Origin of the sequence: Pseudomonas sp. MBLB4136, assembly GCF_051904765.1 — a bacterium.
In the GTDB taxonomy this organism is placed as follows: domain Bacteria; phylum Pseudomonadota; class Gammaproteobacteria; order Pseudomonadales; family Pseudomonadaceae; genus Aquipseudomonas.
On sequence record NZ_CP196713.1, the window covers coordinates 1,883,293 to 1,901,723 of the forward strand.

At 62.4% G+C, this 18,431-nt stretch carries 16 protein-coding genes; 12 read left to right on the top strand and 4 right to left on the bottom strand.

The annotated features are described in order from the left end of the window. Positions 1-12: 12 nt before the first annotated feature. Positions 13-843: an alpha/beta fold hydrolase gene (locus tag ACSX1D_RS08770; RefSeq protein ID WP_439861866.1), complete on the bottom strand. Its 831-nt coding sequence runs from the start codon at positions 841-843 to the stop codon at positions 13-15. Positions 844-862: 19 nt separating this feature from the next. After that, positions 863-2,203 carry a spinster family MFS transporter gene (locus ACSX1D_RS08775; protein ID WP_439861867.1) on the bottom strand — a complete coding sequence of 447 codons (1,341 nt, stop codon included), beginning with the start codon at positions 2,201-2,203 and terminating at the stop codon, positions 863-865. Between the two features lie 199 nt (positions 2,204-2,402). Between ACSX1D_RS08775 and ACSX1D_RS08780 the strand changes: the two genes are divergently transcribed. The 9 genes from ACSX1D_RS08780 to ACSX1D_RS08820 all read left to right on the top strand — a co-directional run bounded on the left by ACSX1D_RS08780 (position 2,403) and on the right by ACSX1D_RS08820 (position 12,721). Continuing rightward, entirely contained in the window at positions 2,403-3,137 is a 735-nt protein-coding gene (locus ACSX1D_RS08780; RefSeq protein ID WP_439861868.1) for an SDR family NAD(P)-dependent oxidoreductase, read from the top strand. Positions 3,138-3,151: 14 nt separating this feature from the next. Then, positions 3,152-3,925 carry an SDR family NAD(P)-dependent oxidoreductase gene (locus ACSX1D_RS08785; RefSeq protein WP_439861869.1) on the top strand — a complete coding sequence of 258 codons (774 nt, stop codon included), beginning with the start codon at positions 3,152-3,154 and terminating at the stop codon, positions 3,923-3,925. Positions 3,926-3,930: 5 nt separating this feature from the next. Then, entirely contained in the window at positions 3,931-4,560 is a 630-nt protein-coding gene (locus ACSX1D_RS08790) for a nuclear transport factor 2 family protein (protein ID WP_439861870.1), read from the top strand. Positions 4,561-4,569: 9 nt separating this feature from the next. Continuing rightward, positions 4,570-5,643: an alkene reductase gene (locus ACSX1D_RS08795; protein WP_439861871.1), complete on the top strand. Its 1,074-nt coding sequence runs from the start codon at positions 4,570-4,572 to the stop codon at positions 5,641-5,643. Then, the gene (locus ACSX1D_RS08800; RefSeq protein ID WP_439861872.1) at positions 5,640-7,502 is read left to right on the top strand and encodes a long-chain-acyl-CoA synthetase; all 1,863 of its coding nucleotides are present in this window, start codon (positions 5,640-5,642) and stop codon (positions 7,500-7,502) included. The genes ACSX1D_RS08795 and ACSX1D_RS08800 overlap by 4 nt, the downstream gene beginning before the upstream one ends. After that, on the top strand, positions 7,495-8,580 hold the full coding sequence (locus ACSX1D_RS08805) for an MBL fold metallo-hydrolase (protein ID WP_439861873.1): 1,086 nt from the start codon (positions 7,495-7,497) through the stop codon (positions 8,578-8,580). Before ACSX1D_RS08800 ends, ACSX1D_RS08805 begins: the two co-directional genes overlap by 8 nt. Before the next feature lie 75 nt (positions 8,581-8,655). Then, positions 8,656-10,335: a DUF1302 domain-containing protein gene (locus ACSX1D_RS08810; protein WP_439861874.1), complete on the top strand. Its 1,680-nt coding sequence runs from the start codon at positions 8,656-8,658 to the stop codon at positions 10,333-10,335. A 221-nt stretch (positions 10,336-10,556) separates the two neighbouring features. After that, positions 10,557-11,768: a thiolase family protein gene (locus tag ACSX1D_RS08815; protein WP_439861875.1), complete on the top strand. Its 1,212-nt coding sequence runs from the start codon at positions 10,557-10,559 to the stop codon at positions 11,766-11,768. Between the two features lie 5 nt (positions 11,769-11,773). Next, positions 11,774-12,721 (top strand): OB-fold domain-containing protein, encoded by a 948-nt coding sequence (locus ACSX1D_RS08820; protein ID WP_439861876.1) that lies wholly within the window; start codon positions 11,774-11,776, stop codon positions 12,719-12,721. A gap of 506 nt (positions 12,722-13,227) precedes the next feature. On the opposite strand, the gene ACSX1D_RS08825 is transcribed toward ACSX1D_RS08820, so the two are convergent. Both ACSX1D_RS08825 and ACSX1D_RS08830 read right to left on the bottom strand, forming a co-directional pair. Continuing rightward, positions 13,228-14,421, bottom strand: coding sequence for an acyl-CoA dehydrogenase family protein (locus tag ACSX1D_RS08825; protein ID WP_439861877.1), 1,194 nt, complete (start codon positions 14,419-14,421; stop codon positions 13,228-13,230). Further along, complete coding sequence (locus tag ACSX1D_RS08830; protein WP_439862287.1) at positions 14,418-15,590, bottom strand: acyl-CoA dehydrogenase family protein; 1,173 nt, start codon at positions 15,588-15,590, stop codon at positions 14,418-14,420. Before ACSX1D_RS08830 ends, ACSX1D_RS08825 begins: the two co-directional genes overlap by 4 nt. A gap of 240 nt (positions 15,591-15,830) precedes the next feature. Here ACSX1D_RS08830 and ACSX1D_RS08835 point away from each other — a divergent pair, with 240 nt between their 5' ends. The 3 genes from ACSX1D_RS08835 to ACSX1D_RS08845 are packed head-to-tail and all read left to right on the top strand — an operon-like array spanning position 15,831 to position 18,418. Beyond that, complete coding sequence (locus ACSX1D_RS08835; RefSeq protein ID WP_439861878.1) at positions 15,831-16,721, top strand: VOC family protein; 891 nt, start codon at positions 15,831-15,833, stop codon at positions 16,719-16,721. 11 nt (positions 16,722-16,732) lie between these two features. Beyond that, positions 16,733-17,608, top strand: a complete 876-nt coding sequence (locus tag ACSX1D_RS08840) for a CoA transferase subunit A (protein WP_439861879.1) — start codon at positions 16,733-16,735, stop codon at positions 17,606-17,608. A gap of 12 nt (positions 17,609-17,620) precedes the next feature. Then, positions 17,621-18,418 (top strand): CoA-transferase subunit beta, encoded by a 798-nt coding sequence (locus ACSX1D_RS08845; protein ID WP_439861880.1) that lies wholly within the window; start codon positions 17,621-17,623, stop codon positions 18,416-18,418. Positions 18,419-18,431 lie beyond the last annotated feature (13 nt).

Below are 18,431 nucleotides of genomic sequence, written 5' to 3' on the forward strand. Positions count from 1 at the left end.
GCCGATGATTACTTATTCCTCGCGGAGGAAGTCCAGGCAGGAACGATTGAACAGGTCGCGGTGCTCCACCTGTACCCAGTGGCCACAGCGGTTAAGCAGGATGAAACGGGCTTGTGGCGCATGATCAAGGAACTTGTGGGTACCGCTGACCGGGTTGAAACGGTCGTTGGTGCCCCAGAAGCCGAGAATCGGCATGCGCAGTTCGCCGAGCCGCTCGGTCATATTGGGCACCATCATGGTGCTGAACAGGTTGCGCGGCTGGTGCGCGGCGACGGCGACGCGCTCGGCCAGCAGGCTGTCTGGCAGTTGCGTGGCGTCGAACAGCTGCAGGCTCATCAGTTGACGCATAGCCGGGACATCGAGCGGACCAGCATTGTAACGCTCGACCATGCGCTGGATACCTTCCATCTGGAAATAGGTCTCCCGCTCTTCTACGCCACCCGGGGCCATCAGAATCAGTCTTTCCACCGCTTTGGGCTCGGCCAGTGCCAGGCCCAGGGCAATGGCACCACCCAGGGAGTTGCCCAGCAGGGTGCAGCTGCTCACTTCGAGGGCCTTGAGGAAGCCGGACACCGCCTTGACGAAAAACTCCAGGTTGTACTGGACATCCTCGGGCTTGTCGGAGCGCCCGAAGCCTGGTAGGTCGAGCACCAGATTACGGTAGCCAGCTGCGGCGAACTCCGGATAATTGCCCTTGAAGTTGCTGAAACCACTGGCGCCAGGTCCGCTACCGTGTAGCCAAAGCACTACGGGTCCAGTCCCCTCATCGAGAAAGTGCAAACGCAACCCGTCATTCAGGGTAACGAAATGGCCGAGGGGCAGTGGAAGGTCTTGTTCGGACATAGCTAAGGATCTCCAAAGATCAGGCGATGGCGGCTTGTGCACTCGGCGGGGTTGATGCAGCCGTCTGGTTGATTTGATTGCGATAGCGCGGCAACGCCAGAGCCAAGAATATTGCGGCCAGGATCAAGAGCGTTGTAGTCGCGGCGAGGGCGTAGCGCAGGGCCTCGCTGCCCAGGTTCGGGGCGAAGAAGTCACTGAGCATGCCCACCACCAGCGGACCTAACCCCACACCCAGCATGGTCAGGCCCATGAGGTAGATCGCGGTTGCCTGGGCCGTGCGGGTGGCCGGGAACAGATGAGTGATGGCGCTGAGGCAGGGCGTTGCCCACCAGGTGCCGAAGAAGCCGAAGACGCTGTAGAAGATAAAGGCTTCGGGGACCGCGATACTGCCGATATGGAACGCGGTACCTTGCGGCCATAGGAAATAGGCCAGGCCAAAGGGGATGCTGATCAGGGTGCCGAGCAGGGGCACGCCCATTTGCCAGCCGGCATCGCGCCGGGCCATGCGGTCGGTCACGATCCCGCATACCAGAGTCCCGACGGTTGAGCCGACGCCGCCGACCACACCGACCAGGAAACCAGCCTCCTGGATGCTCGAACCATGGGAGCGCATGAGGAAGCTGGGACTCCATGTGCCGATGGCATAGCCGGCGACAGCGCCGACGGAGCCGGTTAGCACAATCAGCAGAAACGAGGGGGTCTGGAACAGCTCGGCGATGGTTTTCGCCCAGTCTTTCTGGGGCTGGTGAGCGGCCTGCTTCAGAGTCTGTATGCCGGCGACCTTGGGCGCACGCACCGTTACCCATAGCAACAGACCGAGAAAGATGCCAGGCGCGCCGATTATCAGAAAGGCGAAGCGCCAGCCGTATTGCTGGGCAATCCAGCCACCTAAACCGAGGCCGAAAACCGCGCCGAGACTGGAGCCGAGCATCAGTACGGACAGCGCCGTGGAGCGCCGATGTGGCGGATAGAGGTCGGACACCATGGCCACGGACGGTGCCGTGCCGCCGGCTTCGCCGATGGCGACACCCACTCGCGCCAGCACCAGCATCAGAAAGCTGCTGGCCAGGCCGCAGGCCATGGTCATCGCACTCCAGGCGACACAGCAGACAGCGATCACAGGCTTGCGTCCGATCCGATCGGACAGGCGTCCCAGCGGGAAGCCAAACAAGGTGTAAAAGACGGCGAAGGTCACCCCGGAGAGTAAGCCGATGCTGGTGTCGGAGATGCCGAACTCAGCTTTCACTGGCTCGATCAGGATCGCCATCAGCTGGCGGTCGATGTAGTTGAAAATATAGATGGTCGCCAGCACGAACAACGCGTAGTGCGTGCGCCAGGTAATAGGGGTGGGTGAGTTCACGGCGTGGCTCCGACTATTGTTCTAGTGGTTGGATACTGTCTCTGACCGGTTCCTCGAGCATCGTCCATTCAGACCACATGGGCTTAGTCTCATCGGACGATGTTCTTCTTCCTTGCAGGGTTAATTATTGGTCCCGTGTTCGGCCGACAAGCATCGTGTGCTGTTGGGCGGGATGAATATTCCTGTAAGGAGAGCCTCTATGAAATTGTTGAACAAGGTGGCGTTCGTCACTGGCGCAGGGCAAGGCATGGGGCGGGCAATCGTTCGGCGTTTTGCAGAGTACGGTGCCTTGGTCGTTGCCGCCGACATCAACCTGGAGGCGGCCCAGCAGACCATCGAAGGGCTCGGCGAGAACGCTCTGGCCCTGGCCTGTAATGTTGCTGACGGTGCCTCGGTGGCGCAGGCCATGGCCGCTGTGGAAGCCCGATTCGGCCGCCTCGATATCCTCATCAACAATGCCGGTGTCGGCTCGGTCGACGCGTTTGTCGATACGCCCGACGAGAACTGGCAGCGGGTGATCGGCGTGAATCTGACCGGCACCTTCCTGTGCAGTCGCGAAGCGGTCCGCCTGATGCAAAAGGGCGAAATCAAGGGTGCGGTTATCAACATCTCCAGCACCGCAGCGCTGACCGGCGAGGGGCCAAGCCATTACTGCGCGGCCAAGGCCGGCGTAATGGGGCTGACCCGCAGCATGGCGCGCGAACTGGCGGCCAGCGGCATCCGCGTCAATACCATCGTTCCCGGTCCGACCAATACGCCGATGATGGCTGGCATTCCGGAGGACTGGATGCAGAGCATGCTCAAGGCCATCCCACTCGGCCGCATGGGCGAGACCGACGAGATCGCACGCGTCGCGGCATTCCTGGCCGGTGATGACGCCGGCTTTATTACCGGACAGAACCTCGCCGTCAACGGCGGCATGGCCTTCATCTGAGCAGGGAGCACGCTATGACCAGTCGTTTACAAGGAAAAATCGCTTTCATCACCGGTGCCGGGTCCGGTATCGGTGCCGCTACCGCCAGGCGTTTCGCTGAAGAAGGGGCGACCGTGGTGCTCTGCGGTCGGCGAGCCGAGCCGCTGCAGGAGGTGGCCGCGAGCATCCTTGCGGTCGGCGGCAAGGCCTTCTGTACCCAGGCCGATGTCAGCGATGAAAAAGGTTTCGTTACGGCCATTGAGGAGGCCGCCCAGCGCCATGGTCGCCTGGATATCCTGGTGAACAACGCCATGGCCTATACCTGGGGTGGCATCGACAGCACCTCGACCGACGACTGGCACGCGAACTTCGCGACCACGGTCGATGGCACGTTCTGGGGAACCCGCACTGCCATGCGCCTGATGAAGGACCAAGGTGGTGGTGCCATCGTTAATATCGCCTCGATCTGCGGCCTGTTCGGAACGCCGTGGATGGCCGGCTACTCGGCGGCCAAGGCGGCCGTGATCAACTTCAGTCGCGCCGCCGCATCGGAAGGCGCGAGCAGCAATATTCGCTGCAACGTGGTGATTCCCGGAGTGGTCGATACACCGGCCACGGCCGGCATGCTGGCTGACGACAAGGCCCGCCACAACACCGAGAAGCTGATCCCGCTGCGGCGTGTAGCGCGGCCTCAGGAACTGGCCAACGCCATTCTGTTCCTGGCTTCAGACGAGGCCTCCTACATCACCGGCGCGTGTTTGCCTGTTGATGGTGGCCGCAGCTCCGAACTGTACACGGTGCTGGAGTGATGGCCATGGAGCAGAGTGCGCTGCTGGCGCGCATCGACCGCCTCGAGTCGATCGAAGAGATCCGCCAACTGGCCGGCAAATACTCCCTGTCGCTGGACATGCGCGATCTGGATGCCCACGTCAACCTGTTCGCTGCAGACATTCGTGTCGGCCGTGAGAGAACCGGTCGCGCTTATCTGAAAGCCTGGGTCGATACGACCCTGCGCGACCAGTTCACCGGTACTTCCCATCACCTCGGCCAGCACATCATCGAGTTCGTCGACGCCGATCATGCAGTGGGCGTGGTGTATTCGAAGAACGAGCATGAGACGGGGCCGGAGTGGGTCACGATGCAGATGCTCTACTGGGACGACTACGAACGTATCGATGGTCGCTGGTTCTTCCGTCGGCGTCTGCCTTGCTACTGGTATGCCAGCGATCTGAACAAGCCACCGATCGGCAGCCAGAAGATGCGCTGGCCGGGGCGCGAACCCTATGCCGGTACCTTCCACGATCTGTTTCCGTCCTGGAAGGAGTTTTGGGCGAGCCGGCCGGACAAGGAGTCTCTGCCTGAAGTGGCCCCGGCAGCGCCTCTGGAACAGTTTCTTTCTACCCTGCGACGCGGTGCCCAAGCGCCGAAGATTCGCGTGCGCTGAGGAAGCGAAATGAGCGTTTTATTCGAGCCCGTGCGTCTGGGTGAGCTAGAACTGAAGAATCGCATCGTCATGGCTCCCATGACGCGAAGCCGAGCCGATGCGCAGGCCGTGCCGACGGCGGAGATGGTCGAATACTACCGACAGCGGGCCAGCGCCGGCCTGATAGTTGCGGAGGGCACGGCGCCGTCTGCTAATGGATTGGGCTACTGCCGTACCCCTGCAATCTACAGCGCCGAGCAGATTTATGCCTGGAAGGCGGTTACCCAGGCCGTGCATGGCGCCGGCGGAACCATCGTGTTGCAGCTCATGCATGTCGGTCGCGCCGCCAGCGTTCACAACAAGCCGCAGGGCGCCGAGACGGTCGCGCCGTCGGCGTTACGTGCCCGCACCCAGCTGTTCAGCGACGCCGTCGGCCTGGTCGACTCGGACGAACCACGTGCCCTCGCCCTGGAGGAGATCGCTGGCGTAGTCGAGGAATATCGTCGTGCCGCGTTGAATGCCCGCGAAGCTGGCTTCGATGGCGTCGAGCTGCACTGCACCAGTGGTTATTTGCCGATGCAGTTCATGGCCTCGGGCAGCAATTTGCGCACCGACGCCTACGGCGGCAGTGCCGCGAATCGCGTGCGTTTCCCGGCCGAAGTCCTCGCGGCCATGGCCAAGGCCATCGGCCCAGGGCGCGTGGGGTTCCGCATGTGTCCGGGAAACGAATACAACGACATTAGCGACGCCGATCCGGCCGGCACTGCGGCCGCACTCTGCTCTGCGGTGGAGCCACTGGGGCTGGCCTACCTGCACATCATGCGCTCGCCCTTGCCCGGTCTGGATGCATTCGATCTGGCCCATCGTCACTGCAGCAGCGGGCTGATCCTCAATGATGGCTTTGACGGCGCCTCGGCGGCCGCCGCCCTGGAAGCAGGGCAGGGCGAAGCGGTGTCTTTCGCCCGCCACTTCATCGGCAATCCCGATTTGGTAGAGCGCTTGCGCCATGGCCGCCCGTTGGCCAGCTTCGACCGCAAAACCCTCTACACACCGGGGGCGCGTGGATATTCGGACTACCCGAACTGGGTGGGAGTACCAGCATGAACGACTTCAATGCAGCGGGCGAATTGGCCCTTGTCGAGGGGCTTAAGGTGTCGCGGGAGCACACCCAGACCCTGCTCGATCGCCGCTCCGCGGCTGCGGCCCAGATAAAGCCACTCGATCATTACACAATCGCCGATCGCCTTGAGCATCAGGCGCGACAGTTCGGCACTCGCCCCTTTCTGATCTACCGCGAGCAGACGTTGAGCTACGCCGAGGTCGATGCACGGGCCAACCAGTTGGCTCATGTCTTTAGCGCTCGCGGTTTGCGCGCGGGTGACGTCTGCGCCATCGCCATGGAAAACCGCCCGGAGTTCTTCAGCTGCTGGTTCGGCCTGGTCAAGCTCGGGGCTGTGGTGGCCTTTATCAATACCCAGGTAAGCGGTCGGCCCCTGGTGCATGCCCTGGAGTCCACGGGCGCCAAGGCCCTGGTGCTGGGGGAGGAATGCCTGGCCAATGCGCTCGCAACAGAAAACTTGCCGGACCTGCCCTGCTGGTTGATGCCCGATGCGGAGAATCCCTTTGACGCAGCGCTTCCCGCTTGGGTTGATATCGGCTTTGCCGAGCAGCTGACAGCGGCGCCGCGCACCGCCTTTCCTCGGGAGTCGCGCAGTGAGCTGGTGGCGCAAGACACCACCCTGCTGATCTTTACCTCCGGCACCACCGGGCTGCCGAAAGCCGCTCGCTACAGTCACATGCGCTGGATGACCTCCGGTGACGTGATGGCCGTTACGCTCGAGGCCAACCCGGAAGATGTCTTTTACTGCTGTCTGCCTCTCTACCATGGCGCGGCCGCCACCTCGGTCACCTCCACTGCGCTGCGCGCAGGCGCGAGTATCGTGGTGCGGCGCAAGTTCAGCGTGCGCGAGTTCTGGAAGGATGTGCGTCGCCACCAGATCACGGTGTTCCAGTACATCGGGGAAATTTGTCGCTATCTGCTCAACCAGCCGGCTCAACCCGACGACCGGCAACACAGCTTGCGCTGCATGCTCGGTGCCGGATTGACCCCGGAGTCCTGGCAGCGTTGGGTCGAGCGCTTCGGTGCGGTGCAGATATTCGAGGGTTGGGGGGCGACAGAGGCCAATACCAACCTGCTCAACGTCGACAACCATGTGGGCTCCTGTGGCCGAGTGCCGTTCTGGGAGAAGACCAACTTTCGCCTGGTGCGTTACGACATCGAGAGCGATAGCCATCCGCGCGACGAGCAGGGGTTCTACCAGCGCTGCGAGCCCGGCGAAGTCGGTGAGGCCATGGGCCTGATCATCAACCACCCGGAATTCGGCGGCGGGCGTTTCGAGGGTTATACATCGGACGCCGCAACCGAAAGCAAGATTCGTCGCAACGTCTTCGTCGCGGGCGACGCTTACTGGAGCTCCGGCGATCTGCTGCGCTATGACGAAGATGGCTATTTCTACTTCGTCGACCGCATCGGTGACACCTTCCGCTGGAAGAGCGAGAACGTCTCGACCCAAGAAGTGGCCGACGCACTGGGCGATTTTCCGGGTCTGGAGCTGATCAACATCTATGGCGTGCAGGTGCCGCAGCAGGAAGGGCGCGCCGGCATGGCGGCGGTGTTGATGCAGCCAGGGCAGAGCTTCGATCCGGAGGCCTTCTACGCCCTGACAGAGGCCCGGTTACCGCGTTATGCCGCGCCGGTCTTCGTCAGGGTCTCGTCCGCGGCCGACATGACGAGCACCTTCAAGCTGCGCAAGGTCGATTTGCAAAGACAGGGCTATGCGCCTGACGCCTTCGAGGATCCCCTCTACGTTCGCGACGAGGCCTCGCGCAGCTATCAGCCGTATTCGGCGGAAGCGCTGGCACGGACCGGCCTGCCGCCGTTTGCAGGTGATGACCGTGGGTGAAATAGACGCCCAGGGGCACGAATGGCGCACTGGGCTTAGATATCCCTGGCTGCAGCCGCCAGCGAACGGTGAGGTCGAGGAGGTGGCGCCGGGGGTGCTCTGGCTGCGCATGCCGCTGCCCTTCGCCCTTGACCACATCAACCTTTATCTGCTGCGCCATGAAGATGGTTGGGTGGTGGTCGACACAGGCCTGAACAACGCCGAGACGCGGACGATATGGGAGCAGGTGCTCCCACAGGCATGCGAAGGACTGCCATTGCGCGCGGTGATCTGCACGCATTATCACTCGGACCATGCCGGGGTGCTCGGCTGGCTGTCTGAGCGCTTTCGCTGTCCAGTGTTTATGACCGCGAGTGAGTTCCAGTGGATGCACCTTGGCGCTCCGCGCGACCCCCGGCCGAGTTGGGCGCTACGCGACTTCTACCAGAAGGCCGGTTTTAGCAGCAACCATGCCGAGGCCTTGCTGCCATTGCTCCAGGCGTCGCACTTTCGCCCGGAATTGCCCACAAGTTTTGAGCGTTTGCGCGAGGGCAGCCGCCTGAATATTGGGGGCCGCTGCTGGCAGGTGGTGGTCGGTCGCGGTCATTCGCCCGAGCACGCCTGTCTGTATTGCGAAGAGGACGGCCTGCTGATTTCCGGTGATCAGGTACTGCCGCGGATCACATCGACGGTCAGCGTGCATGTTACCGAGCCTAACGCGAATCCGCTGCGTGATTGGCTGCAATCGATCGAGCGCCTGCGTGAACTACCCGACTCGGTCCTGGTGCTGCCAGCCCATGAGCGGCCTTTCTTCAATCTGCACCGCCGCCTGGAGCAACTGCAGGCCCACCACCAGGCCCATCTGCAGACGTTGCAGGCGGCATGCCTGGCGCCACGTAGCGCCAGGGAGCTGATGACCGAACTGTTCCCCAGGGCCAAGGGGCGCTTCGACGAGCTAATGGCCCTTGGCGAAACGCTGGCGCATGCCAATTACCTGATTGCCGAAGGTGCGCTGGTGCGTGAAACAGACGGCGGTGTGCACCGCTACCAATGCGCCGGATCGGCAGAGCTAATCTGCAATCAGCTCCTCGAGTTCTGAACAGACAACCTGGATTGCAACCGAATCTGTACACAAGACCCGGCCTGATGGCCGCTACATATTAGGAGAGGCAGGATGAACAAGAACAACAACCGCCAACGCACGAATCTTGATTTGCCCAGTTTCCGGGTCGCCGCCCTGGCCGCGGCCATTGCCCTGGTATCCACTCCCGCCTGGTCGGGGGAGATGATCGAGTTCGACGACGGCACCACCATCGATTGGTCCCTGACGACCAGCTACGGTCTGGGTGTGCGTCTGGAGAACCAGGACCGGGATCTGCTGACCGCCAACGCGGATGACGGCAACCGCAACTTCGATAAGGGTGGCCTCACCACCAACAGGATCGGAGCCCTGGCCGAGATGATCGTGCGCAAGGACAACTATGGTGCCGTGGTGCGTGCCAGCACCTTCTACGACGATGTCTACCACCAGTCCAACGACCACGACTCGCCGGGGACGGTGAACAAGACCGGTCAGCACGACGAGTTCACCGGCTCCACCAAGCATTTCAGCGGCGGTCGCAGCCGCTTCCTGGATGCCTACGTCTTCAGTGGCTGGCGTTTCGACAACGGCTCCATGCTCGATATGAAGGCCGGACGCCATGTCGAGTCCTGGGGGGAGAGCCTGTTCTATCCGGGAGTCAGCGGCGCGCAGAGCCCGGTCGATGCCGTCAAGGCCACCCAGCCTGGCGTCGAGGTCAAGGAAATCTTCCTGCCGACGGGGCAGGTATCGGCGACCTACCGCTTCAATCCCAAGGTCACCTTTGGTGCCTATGTGCAGTACGAATGGAAGGGCAACGAACTGCCGCCGGTAGGCAGTTACCTGTCGACTACCGACGTGGTCGGTCCAGGCGCCGAGTTCATCTATGGCGCGGGCGGTAGCAGAATCCAGAAAAAGAGCCGTGATGAGCCCCGCGACGATGGTCAGTGGGGCGTGCAGGTGCGCTATCGGCCGGTTCCGGCGTGGGAGCTGTCGTTGTTCCACGTCAACTACCACGACAAGAACCCGGCCACCGCAATGGTCGACTACAGCATCATCCCGCTTGGTGGCGGTATGTTCGCTGGAAGGCCTGACGGCTATCGGGAGATCTTTTTCGAAGACATCAAGCTGACCGGGATGAGCGCCTCGACCAAGTTTGGCGATGTCCAGGTCGGAGCCGAGTGGTCCTACCGTGACGGTGTGCCGGTGCAGGTATTGACAGGTCTCGGGCCGACACCGGCACGGGGCAAGGGTCAGCAGTTCCAGCTTTCCGCCATCAGGCTTCTCGGTGATCGTCCCTGGGCCAGCCAGACTGTCCTGATGGGTGAGATTGTGCATGTGCGCGTCGACAGCGTGGAAGCGACCTCGGCGGCGCCGAACTTGCTGGCATTGGGCAGTAGCCTGGTGGTTCCGCAGCTGAGATCGGGTGCTCAACCGAGCGACGATTTCAAATACAAGACCGCCACAGGCTGGAAAACCGAATCGGCTACCCACTACACCGTCGGCGCCAACTTCAGCTACCCGGGCGTATTTGAGGGCTGGGACCTAGATGTACCGGTGCGTTTCTCCCATGCGGTACAGGGTGCGGCGCCGATGGTCGGCAGCTTCTCTGGTGTACAGGGCGATCGACGCTTCAGTGTCGGCACCACGTTCAAGTACCTGGGCAACTTCGAAGTGGCGCTGAACTACGTCGGCTTCCTTGGCGAAGCGGACCCGGTCAAGCGTCAACTGGCTGACCGCGACTACGCAACCTTGGCGATGAAGTACACCTTCTGATCGAGCGGTTGAGCGTTTGGCAGGGGAGTCCCAGGGCTCTCCTGCTTCTTTTTATCGGCCGCGGGGCAAGTGTCGACATCCAGGTGAGGGTCCAAAGGGGGCCTCGCTCGACATTGCCATGACAGCTAACTAGTTGGTTTGAACGATTGCCGGGCAGCCCTTGTATGGCATGTTCGGGCTACGACAGAAACCAGTAGAAATTGCCTGCAAGTGGGGAACCCATGGGACTCAAAGGTAATGCGGCGATCATAGGCGCCGCCCAGTATAAGCCGGAAAAATACGCCACAGCGCCGCGAATGTTCCACCTGGAGCAGGTTGCCGATCTGGCAGCCCAGGCGCTGCAGGATGCCGGTCTGAGCGCCGCGGATCTCGATGGTCTGGTGATCAACGGTCCGCAATTCCATGAAGCATCGGTGTTCGTGCCAGCGATGGCCGCCGAATACCTGGGGCTGAAGCTGAATTTCGCTGAGGTGGTCGACCTGGGCGGTTGTACCGCGGTCGGCATGGTCTGGCGCGCTGCCGCCGCCATCGAACTGGGGCTGTGTCAGGCGGTTCTATGCGTGTTGCCGGCGCGTATGGCACCTTTGGGGCCGGACGAGGACCCCAGCTGGATGGCTCGCGCCATGCGCTTCGGCGGCCACAGCACGGCCTTCGGCGCACCGGAGGCGGAGTTCGATCTGCCCTACGGGCACATGGGGCAGAACACCGGCTACGCTATGATTGCCCAGCGTTACGCCGCGCAGTACGGCTATGACCCGGTGGCCATGGCGAAGATCGCCGTGGATCAACGCACCAACGCCCAGGCCAATCCCCAGGCCATGTTCTATGGCCAGCCGTTGACCATCGAGCAGGTGCTGGCCAGCAAGATGGTTGCCGATCCCCTGCACGTGCTGGAGATTGTCATGCCGGTGGCCGGCGGCGCAGCGCTGATCATTGCCTCGAAGGAGGTCGCCGAGCGTGCGCGCAAGCGTCCTGCCTATATCACCGGCTTCGGCGAGCACCTGGCGTTCAAATCTCCGTCTTACGCCGAGGACATGATCCATACCCCGATCGGTCCTGCTTCCAAGCGAGCCTTCGACATGGCCGGGCTGAAACCGAGCGAGATGGATGCCGCGCAGATCTACGACTGCTACACCATCACCGCGCTGCTGACCCTGGAGGATGCCGGTTTCTGCGGCAAGGGCGAAGGCATGGCGTTTGTCCGCGAGCATGATCTGACCTGGCGCGGCGACTTCCCGATGAACACCCACGGCGGCCAGTTGAGCTTCGGCCAGGCCGCCTCGGCCGGGGGCATGTCTCAAGTCATCGAGGCGGTGACGCAGATCGCCGGCGTCGCCGGTGAACGTCAACTCAAGCGCTGCAACAACGTCTACGTCTCCGGCACCGGCGGCGTGATGAGTGAGCAGGGCGCGTTGATCCTCCAGGGAGCATAAGCAGCATGTCGAACAACAAACCAATGCCGGTACAGACCGAAATCTCCGCACCATTCTGGGAGGGTCTCAAGGCCGAGCGCCTGTTGATCCAGCAGTGCAATGCCTGCGCCCACTGGGTGTTCTACCCGCGCCGACATTGCCCCAGCTGCCTGGCGCACGACTTGGCCTGGCGCGACGTCAGCGGTGGCGCCAGCCTCTACAGCTATACCGTGGCGCGGATCCCCACGTTGCCCGACTTCGCCGACGAAATGCCGCAGAAACTAGCGGTCGTCGAACTCGACGAAGGGGTACGGATCAACACCACCCTGGTGGGGCTTGAGGAAAACGAAATACGCATTGGCATGCGCTTGCAGCCGGTGTTCGCCCAGGTCGATGAGCAAGGCCAGCGCCTACTGCGCTTCACCGGTCTGGATAAGGATGTGCAAAGCCTGCAGCACGCGCCGATGAGCGGCGAACCGGCGCCTGAGGCTGCCCCGGCAGCGGATGCGCCGCGCAAGATCGCCCTGGACGACGATGCCGCCCTGCAGTCACTGGTCAGCGAAGAGTTCAGCGCATGGAGCAATCAGGTAGTGGTCGATCAGGTCCTGATCGATGCCTTCGCCGCCTTGTCCGGCGACGACTACTGGATCCACACCGACCCCGAGCGCGCCCGTAAGGAAAGTCCGTTCGGTGGCACCATCGCCCACGGCGCTCTGGTTCAGGTTCTCCAGTCTCGCATGAAGCTGGCGTTGGGCTTCGAGATCACCGGCTTCACCAACATGGTCAACTACGGCTCGGACCGCCTGCGCTTTCCTGCCCCGGTACCGGCGGGCTCACGCATTCACTCCCGGGCCCGGGTAAAAAGCGTGGAGCGACTCAAGCGCGGCACGCAACTGACCCTGGAGTTGAACATCCATGTGGTCGGTCAGGAGCGGCCCTCGGTTATCAACGAATTGGTGATCCTGTACATGTGATTGCACTTTGGTGGAGGCGACATGGATCTGCCTCTCTGGCCTTGCCCAGCTTGATTGCACTGGGCAAGGTTTTTTTTTGCCTGGCCTCGGTGTGCCATGGCCCAGCCGGGCTGGTGCCTCAGCTATCAGGCGCGAGCTCGAATCGAGGAATATGAGGTGGCTGTGTGTGCGGTCTTTTCCCATGGTCGCCGTGGAACAACACCGACAAGGGGCGACTTTCATGACGAGTCGATGGCGTGGGCGAGGCGGTAAATGCCGCGGTCAAGACTGAGTACCTGAAGGGGGCAAGCGACATGGCGCAGACCTTGACGGGGGGCGGGCTAAGTGGCAGTGGCGCGTGACGCCGGGCGTATGCGCAGCATCGTCCGGGCTGCAGCGCGAGCACTGGCGTAGGCCGGTTGCGATGTCGTGTTGGTGGGCTCGGGCCGCCCCGTGCAACCTATCCCGAAGGTAAGCGCGAGGCGGATTAGAGCGCGATATCGATTCAGTGGCGCCGCAGCATCAAGTCAGCTGCGGGTATTCGCCTCCTTGGGCATGCCCAGGGCGCGTTCGGCAATGATGTTGCGCTGGATCTCGTTACTGCCGCCGTAGATGGTGTCGGCGCGGGTGAAGAGAAACAGCGACTGCAGACGCGTCAACTGGTAAGGCGTGCCGTCGATAACTTCACCGGTGCTGCCGAGCACATCCATGGCCAGCTTGCCGAGTTCGCGGTGCCAGTTGGACCAGGCCAGTTTATAGATCATCGCCTCGCGGCGCAGGCCGCCATCCTGGGTTCCGGAGAGCATGCGCAGCGAGTTGTAGCGCAGTACCTTGAGGCCGGACCAAGCCTGGGCGATGCGTTGCCGCATGATAGGGTCCTGGGCGGTGCCATTGGCCCTGGCGACGCGGATGACTTCGTCAAGCTCGTTCTGAAACTGCATCTGCTGGCCGAGTGTAGATACACCACGCTCGAAACCGAGCAGGGCCATGGCGATCTTCCAGCCGTCCCCCGGCTGACCAATCAGGTTGTCGGCGGCGGTTTGCGCCTGATCGAAAAACACCTCGTTGAACTCCGAGGTTCCGGTCAGCTGCTGGATTGGCTGCACGCGTATGTTGGCCTGGTCCATCGGCACCAATAGAAATGACAGGCCGCGATGTCCCGTACTTCCGGGCTCGGTACGCGCTAGCACGAAACACCAGTCCGACTCGTGAGCCATGGAGGTCCAGACTTTCTGGCCGCTGATCGACCAGGTATCGCCGGCATCGTTGAGGGTCGCTCTAGTTCTGACACTGGCCAGATCCGAGCCCGCGCCGGGCTCCGAGTAGCCCTGGCACCAGAAGGCTTCACCGCGGAGGATACCCGGTAGAAAACGCTGCTGTTGTTTGGGCGTACCAAAGGCCGCGAGTGTCGGAGCGACCAAGCCCTCGCCAATGTGCCCCATGCGCCCCGGTCCGCCAGCCCGGGCGTACTCCTCATGGAAGATCACCTGCTGACTGATGCTCAGTCCGCGCCCACCATGCTCGACTGCCAAGCCGACGCCGATCCAGCCGCCGCTGGCCAGCTGACGCTCCCAGGCTTTGCGTTCCTGCGGGAACATGTGCTCGTCGCCGGGGCCGCCGCGGTAGCGCAGCTCTTCGAAATCACCACGCAGATGCTCGTTCATCCAGGTGGACACTTCCTGGCGAAACTGCTCGTCTTGCTGACTGAAACCAATCTTCATGCCTGCTCTCCCAGTATTTCGTTGGCCAGACGCTCGCGATGCAGGGTTGGCGAGCCAAGGAACTGCTCGCTGGCGCGGGCCCGTTTGAAATAGAGGTGCGGATCGTATTCCCAGGTGAAGCCGACTCCGCCGTGCAGCTGGATGGACTCCGCGGCGCAGTGGAAGAAGGCTTCGGAAGCCTGGATCTTTGTCGTCGCTGCGGCGGCCGCGAGCGAATCGCTTATGTTTGCTTCAGCGTTCGCTTCGAGGTGTTCCTGGGCCACGCAGGCGGCGTAATAGGCCGCCGAACGGGCGCATTCCAGCTGCAGCATCATGTCGGCGCAGCGGTGCTTAATGGCCTGAAAACTGGCGATGCTGCGGCCGAACTGCTGGCGTTCGCGGGTATATGCCACTGTCATATCCAGCGCTTGCTGGGCGCCGCCGACCTGTTCCGCTGCCAGGCCAATGCAGGCCAACTGCAGCGCTTCGAGTAATTGAGTGCCACATTGCCCTGGTTCGCCGATCAATTGAGTGACATCGACCTCGACGTCCTGCAATTCGATGCGCCCTAGGCGGCGTGTCTGATCCAGGGTGGGGAGGGCGGAGCGCACGACGCCAGGGGTGTCCGCAGGCAGCGTGAACAGGCTGATGCCCGAGTCGCCGCTACTGCCGCAGGTGCGCGCAGCGACGATCAGCAGCGTGGCCTGGGCGCCATCGACCACTTGCGGGTACTGGCCGTTCAGGCTGAAACCATTGGGCGTCGTTCGCGCCGTCGCCTGTACGGCGTCGGTACCCCAGCTTTCAGTGCTCGCGAAAGCCAGGGTGGCGGTGGTCGTACCGTCGGCAATCGACGGCAGCCAACGCATTTTCAGCTGTTCATTGGAGCTGAGCAGCAACGCCGGAGTCGCCAGGCAGGCAGTGGCATAGAAGGGCGAACACAGCAGATAGCGCCCCATCTGTTCCAGCAGGATGCTCAGTTCTACGAAACCCAGACCCAGTCCGCCGTACTGCTCCGGGATATGCAGGGCAGGCCAGCACATTTCCTCGGCAATCCGCTGCCAGACGCTGGCGTCGTAGCCTGCTGCGCTGCTCATGGCCAAGCGCACCGCGGTGGAGTCGGCGACCTCGGCGAGGAAGCGCTCGGCGGTCTCTTGAATCAGCAGTTGTTCCGCTGTGAAAGCAAACTCCATGGTGCCCCCTCTATTGCTCGACTGGCTAGAAACCCCAGTTTGCGGCGGGCCAGGACCTGCCTGAATCATTTAAACGGACTAGGTACCAGCGCTGACGTCATGTCCGCCTATGGCTCAGGCATGCCCTACCGGCAGCGTTTCTGGATATCTGCGCCTGCTTAGTCTCAACGGACGATGAGGGCCGGTTGAGTGATTAGCACAATGAAGGACATGAAGAATTCAGCTATCCAGGAGCAGGACATGGTCGACATTCGTGGTCTGAGCTATTTCGTTGCGCAAATCGCAAACCTCAGCGACTGGCAGAGATATGCGGAAGACGTACTCGGCATGATGGTCACTCCGGCACCAGGCGGTGGTTTGTACGTAAAGATGGATGAGCGCCCCTTTCGCATGCTGATCGTCGAGGGGACGGAACCACGCTATCTGGCGTCGGGTTGGGAACTGGGCAGTGAGAGCGCATTCAGCGCGGCGCTCAAGTCATTCGACCGTGCCGGGGTGCGCTGGGAAGCCGGCTCTGCGGTCGAAGTCGAGCAGCGCGGGGTGCAGGCCCTGGCCATTGTGCGCGACCCCTCCGGTAACCGTCATGAGCTGAGCTGGGGTCATCGATCCGACTGCCAGCCTTTCGTCTCGCCCCAGGGTGTGCCGCGCTTCGTCACCGGTGATATGGGGCTGGGTCACACCGTACTGCCGGCACCGAACTTCGAAGCCACCCTGGCCTTTGCCAAGGATGTCCTGGATTTCGAACTGTCGGACATCTTCAACTTCCGCCCCGACCCGTCGGCGCCGCCGGTGCGCATCCACTTCCTGCATTGCCGTAATGCGCGCCATCACTCGCTGGCTTTGGCCGAGTTCCCTTCGCCAACCGGTTGCGTCCACGTCATGGTGGAAGTGGATTCTATGACCGAGGTGGGGCGTGCTCATGACCGTCGCCAGGCCCATCAGGTGCCGCTCTCGGCGACCCTCGGTCAACACCTGAATGATCAGATGACCTCGTTCTACATGAAGACCCCTTCCGGCTTCGATCTGGAGTACGGCTACGGGGGTCTGCAAGTCGACTGGGCGGAGCATTCCGCCTTTGAATTCACCCGCGTGAGTTTGTGGGGCCACGACTTCTCGGTCGGCCAGCAGTAAGGAGTAAACAGATGAACAAGCAACTGACGGCGGCCGATGCCGTCGCCCAACTGCGAGATGGCATGACCATAGGCTTTGGCGGCTGGGGGCCAAGGCGCAAGCCGATGGCCATCGTCCGGGAAATTCTGCGTTCAAGCGTCAAGGATCTCACTGTGGTCGCCTATGGCGGTCCGGAGGTCGGCATGCTGTGTGCGGCAGGCAAGGTCAAGAAACTGGTCTTCGGCTTTGCCACGCTGGATGCGATCCCCCTCGAGCCTTACTACCGCAAGGCTCGCGAAGCGGGCGAGCTGGAGCTGCTGGAAGTCGATGAGGGCATGTTCCAGTGGGGCCTGCGCGCCGCCGGCATGCGCCTGCCGTTCCTGCCGACCCGCTGCGGTCTGGCGACCGACGTTGTCAAGCTGAATCCGCAACTGCGCACCGTTGCCTCCCCCTATGACGACGGCGAGGTGCTGCTGGCCATGCCGGCGCTGAGTCTGGATGTGGCCTTCCTGCACGTCAATGTCGCCGACCGCTTGGGCAATACCCTGGTGACCGGCCCGGATCCGTACTTCGATCACCTGTTCGCCCGTGCCGCGCAGCAATGCTTCGTGTCTTGCGAAAGGCTCGAGGACCAGTTGCAGCTGACTGCCGAACAAGCCCGCTTCAATACGTTCGAGCGCTACCTGGTGACCGGTGTGGTGCACGCGCCCTACGGCGCGCACCCGACCTCATGCCCTTCGGACTACGGCTGGGACATGAGCCACTTCAAGCGCTATGTCGCCAGCAGTCAGGAAGAGGGCGGTTGGCAGGCCTATGTCGACGAATTCGTGAGCCCTGGCGAACAGGCTTACCAAGACAAAAACGGCGGCGCCGAGCGCCTGGGCGCACTGCCCCTGCCGGTGTTCTGAGGAGGATGAAAAATGTCTGCTACCTGTGATTTCACCCTCGCGGAACTGATGATCGTCGCGGCCAGCGAAGCCTGGCGCGACAACGGTGAAGTGGTCGCCTCGGGGCTCGGTGTGATTCCGCGCCTGGGCGCCAGCCTGGCCAAACTCACCCATAGCCCCGAACTGTTGATGACTGACAGCGAGGCGTTTCTGGTCGAGGAGCCGATTCCTCTCGGCCCGCGCGGCGACTATGTGCCCAAGTATTCCGGTTATCTGAGCTTCGAGCGGGTATTCGAGTGTGTCTGGGGTGGCCGTCGCCACGCCATGATCGGTCCGACTCAAGTCGATCGCTGGGGCCAGACCAACCTGTCCTGCGTAGGTGACTACCAGAAGCCGAAGACCGCGATCCTCGGGGTGCGCGGCTTGCCCGGCAACAGCATCAACCACATCAACTCCTTTTTCGTGCCTAACCATAGCCCGCGGGTATTCGTTGCCGGGGAAGTGGACATGGTCTCGGGCGTCGGCTTCAAGGCCGAGCGCTGGCAGGAAGGTGTACGGCGAGATCTGATGGACATACGGCTGATCGTGACCGATCTCTGTGTCATGGACTTTGCCGGCCCGGATCGCGCCGTGCAGGTGCGCTCGCTGCACCCGGGCGTGAGTTTCGAAGAGGTTCAGGAGAAAACCGGCTTCCCGCTGCTCAAGGCCCCGGACCTGAAGGAGACCGCTCACCCGACAGCCGAGCAGCTGGCACTGATCCGCCGACTCGACCCCCATGATTTCCGTGCATCGGCGATCAAGGGCAACCCGGCCGGTATCCGCCAGGCCTGAGGCGAGGAGAAGC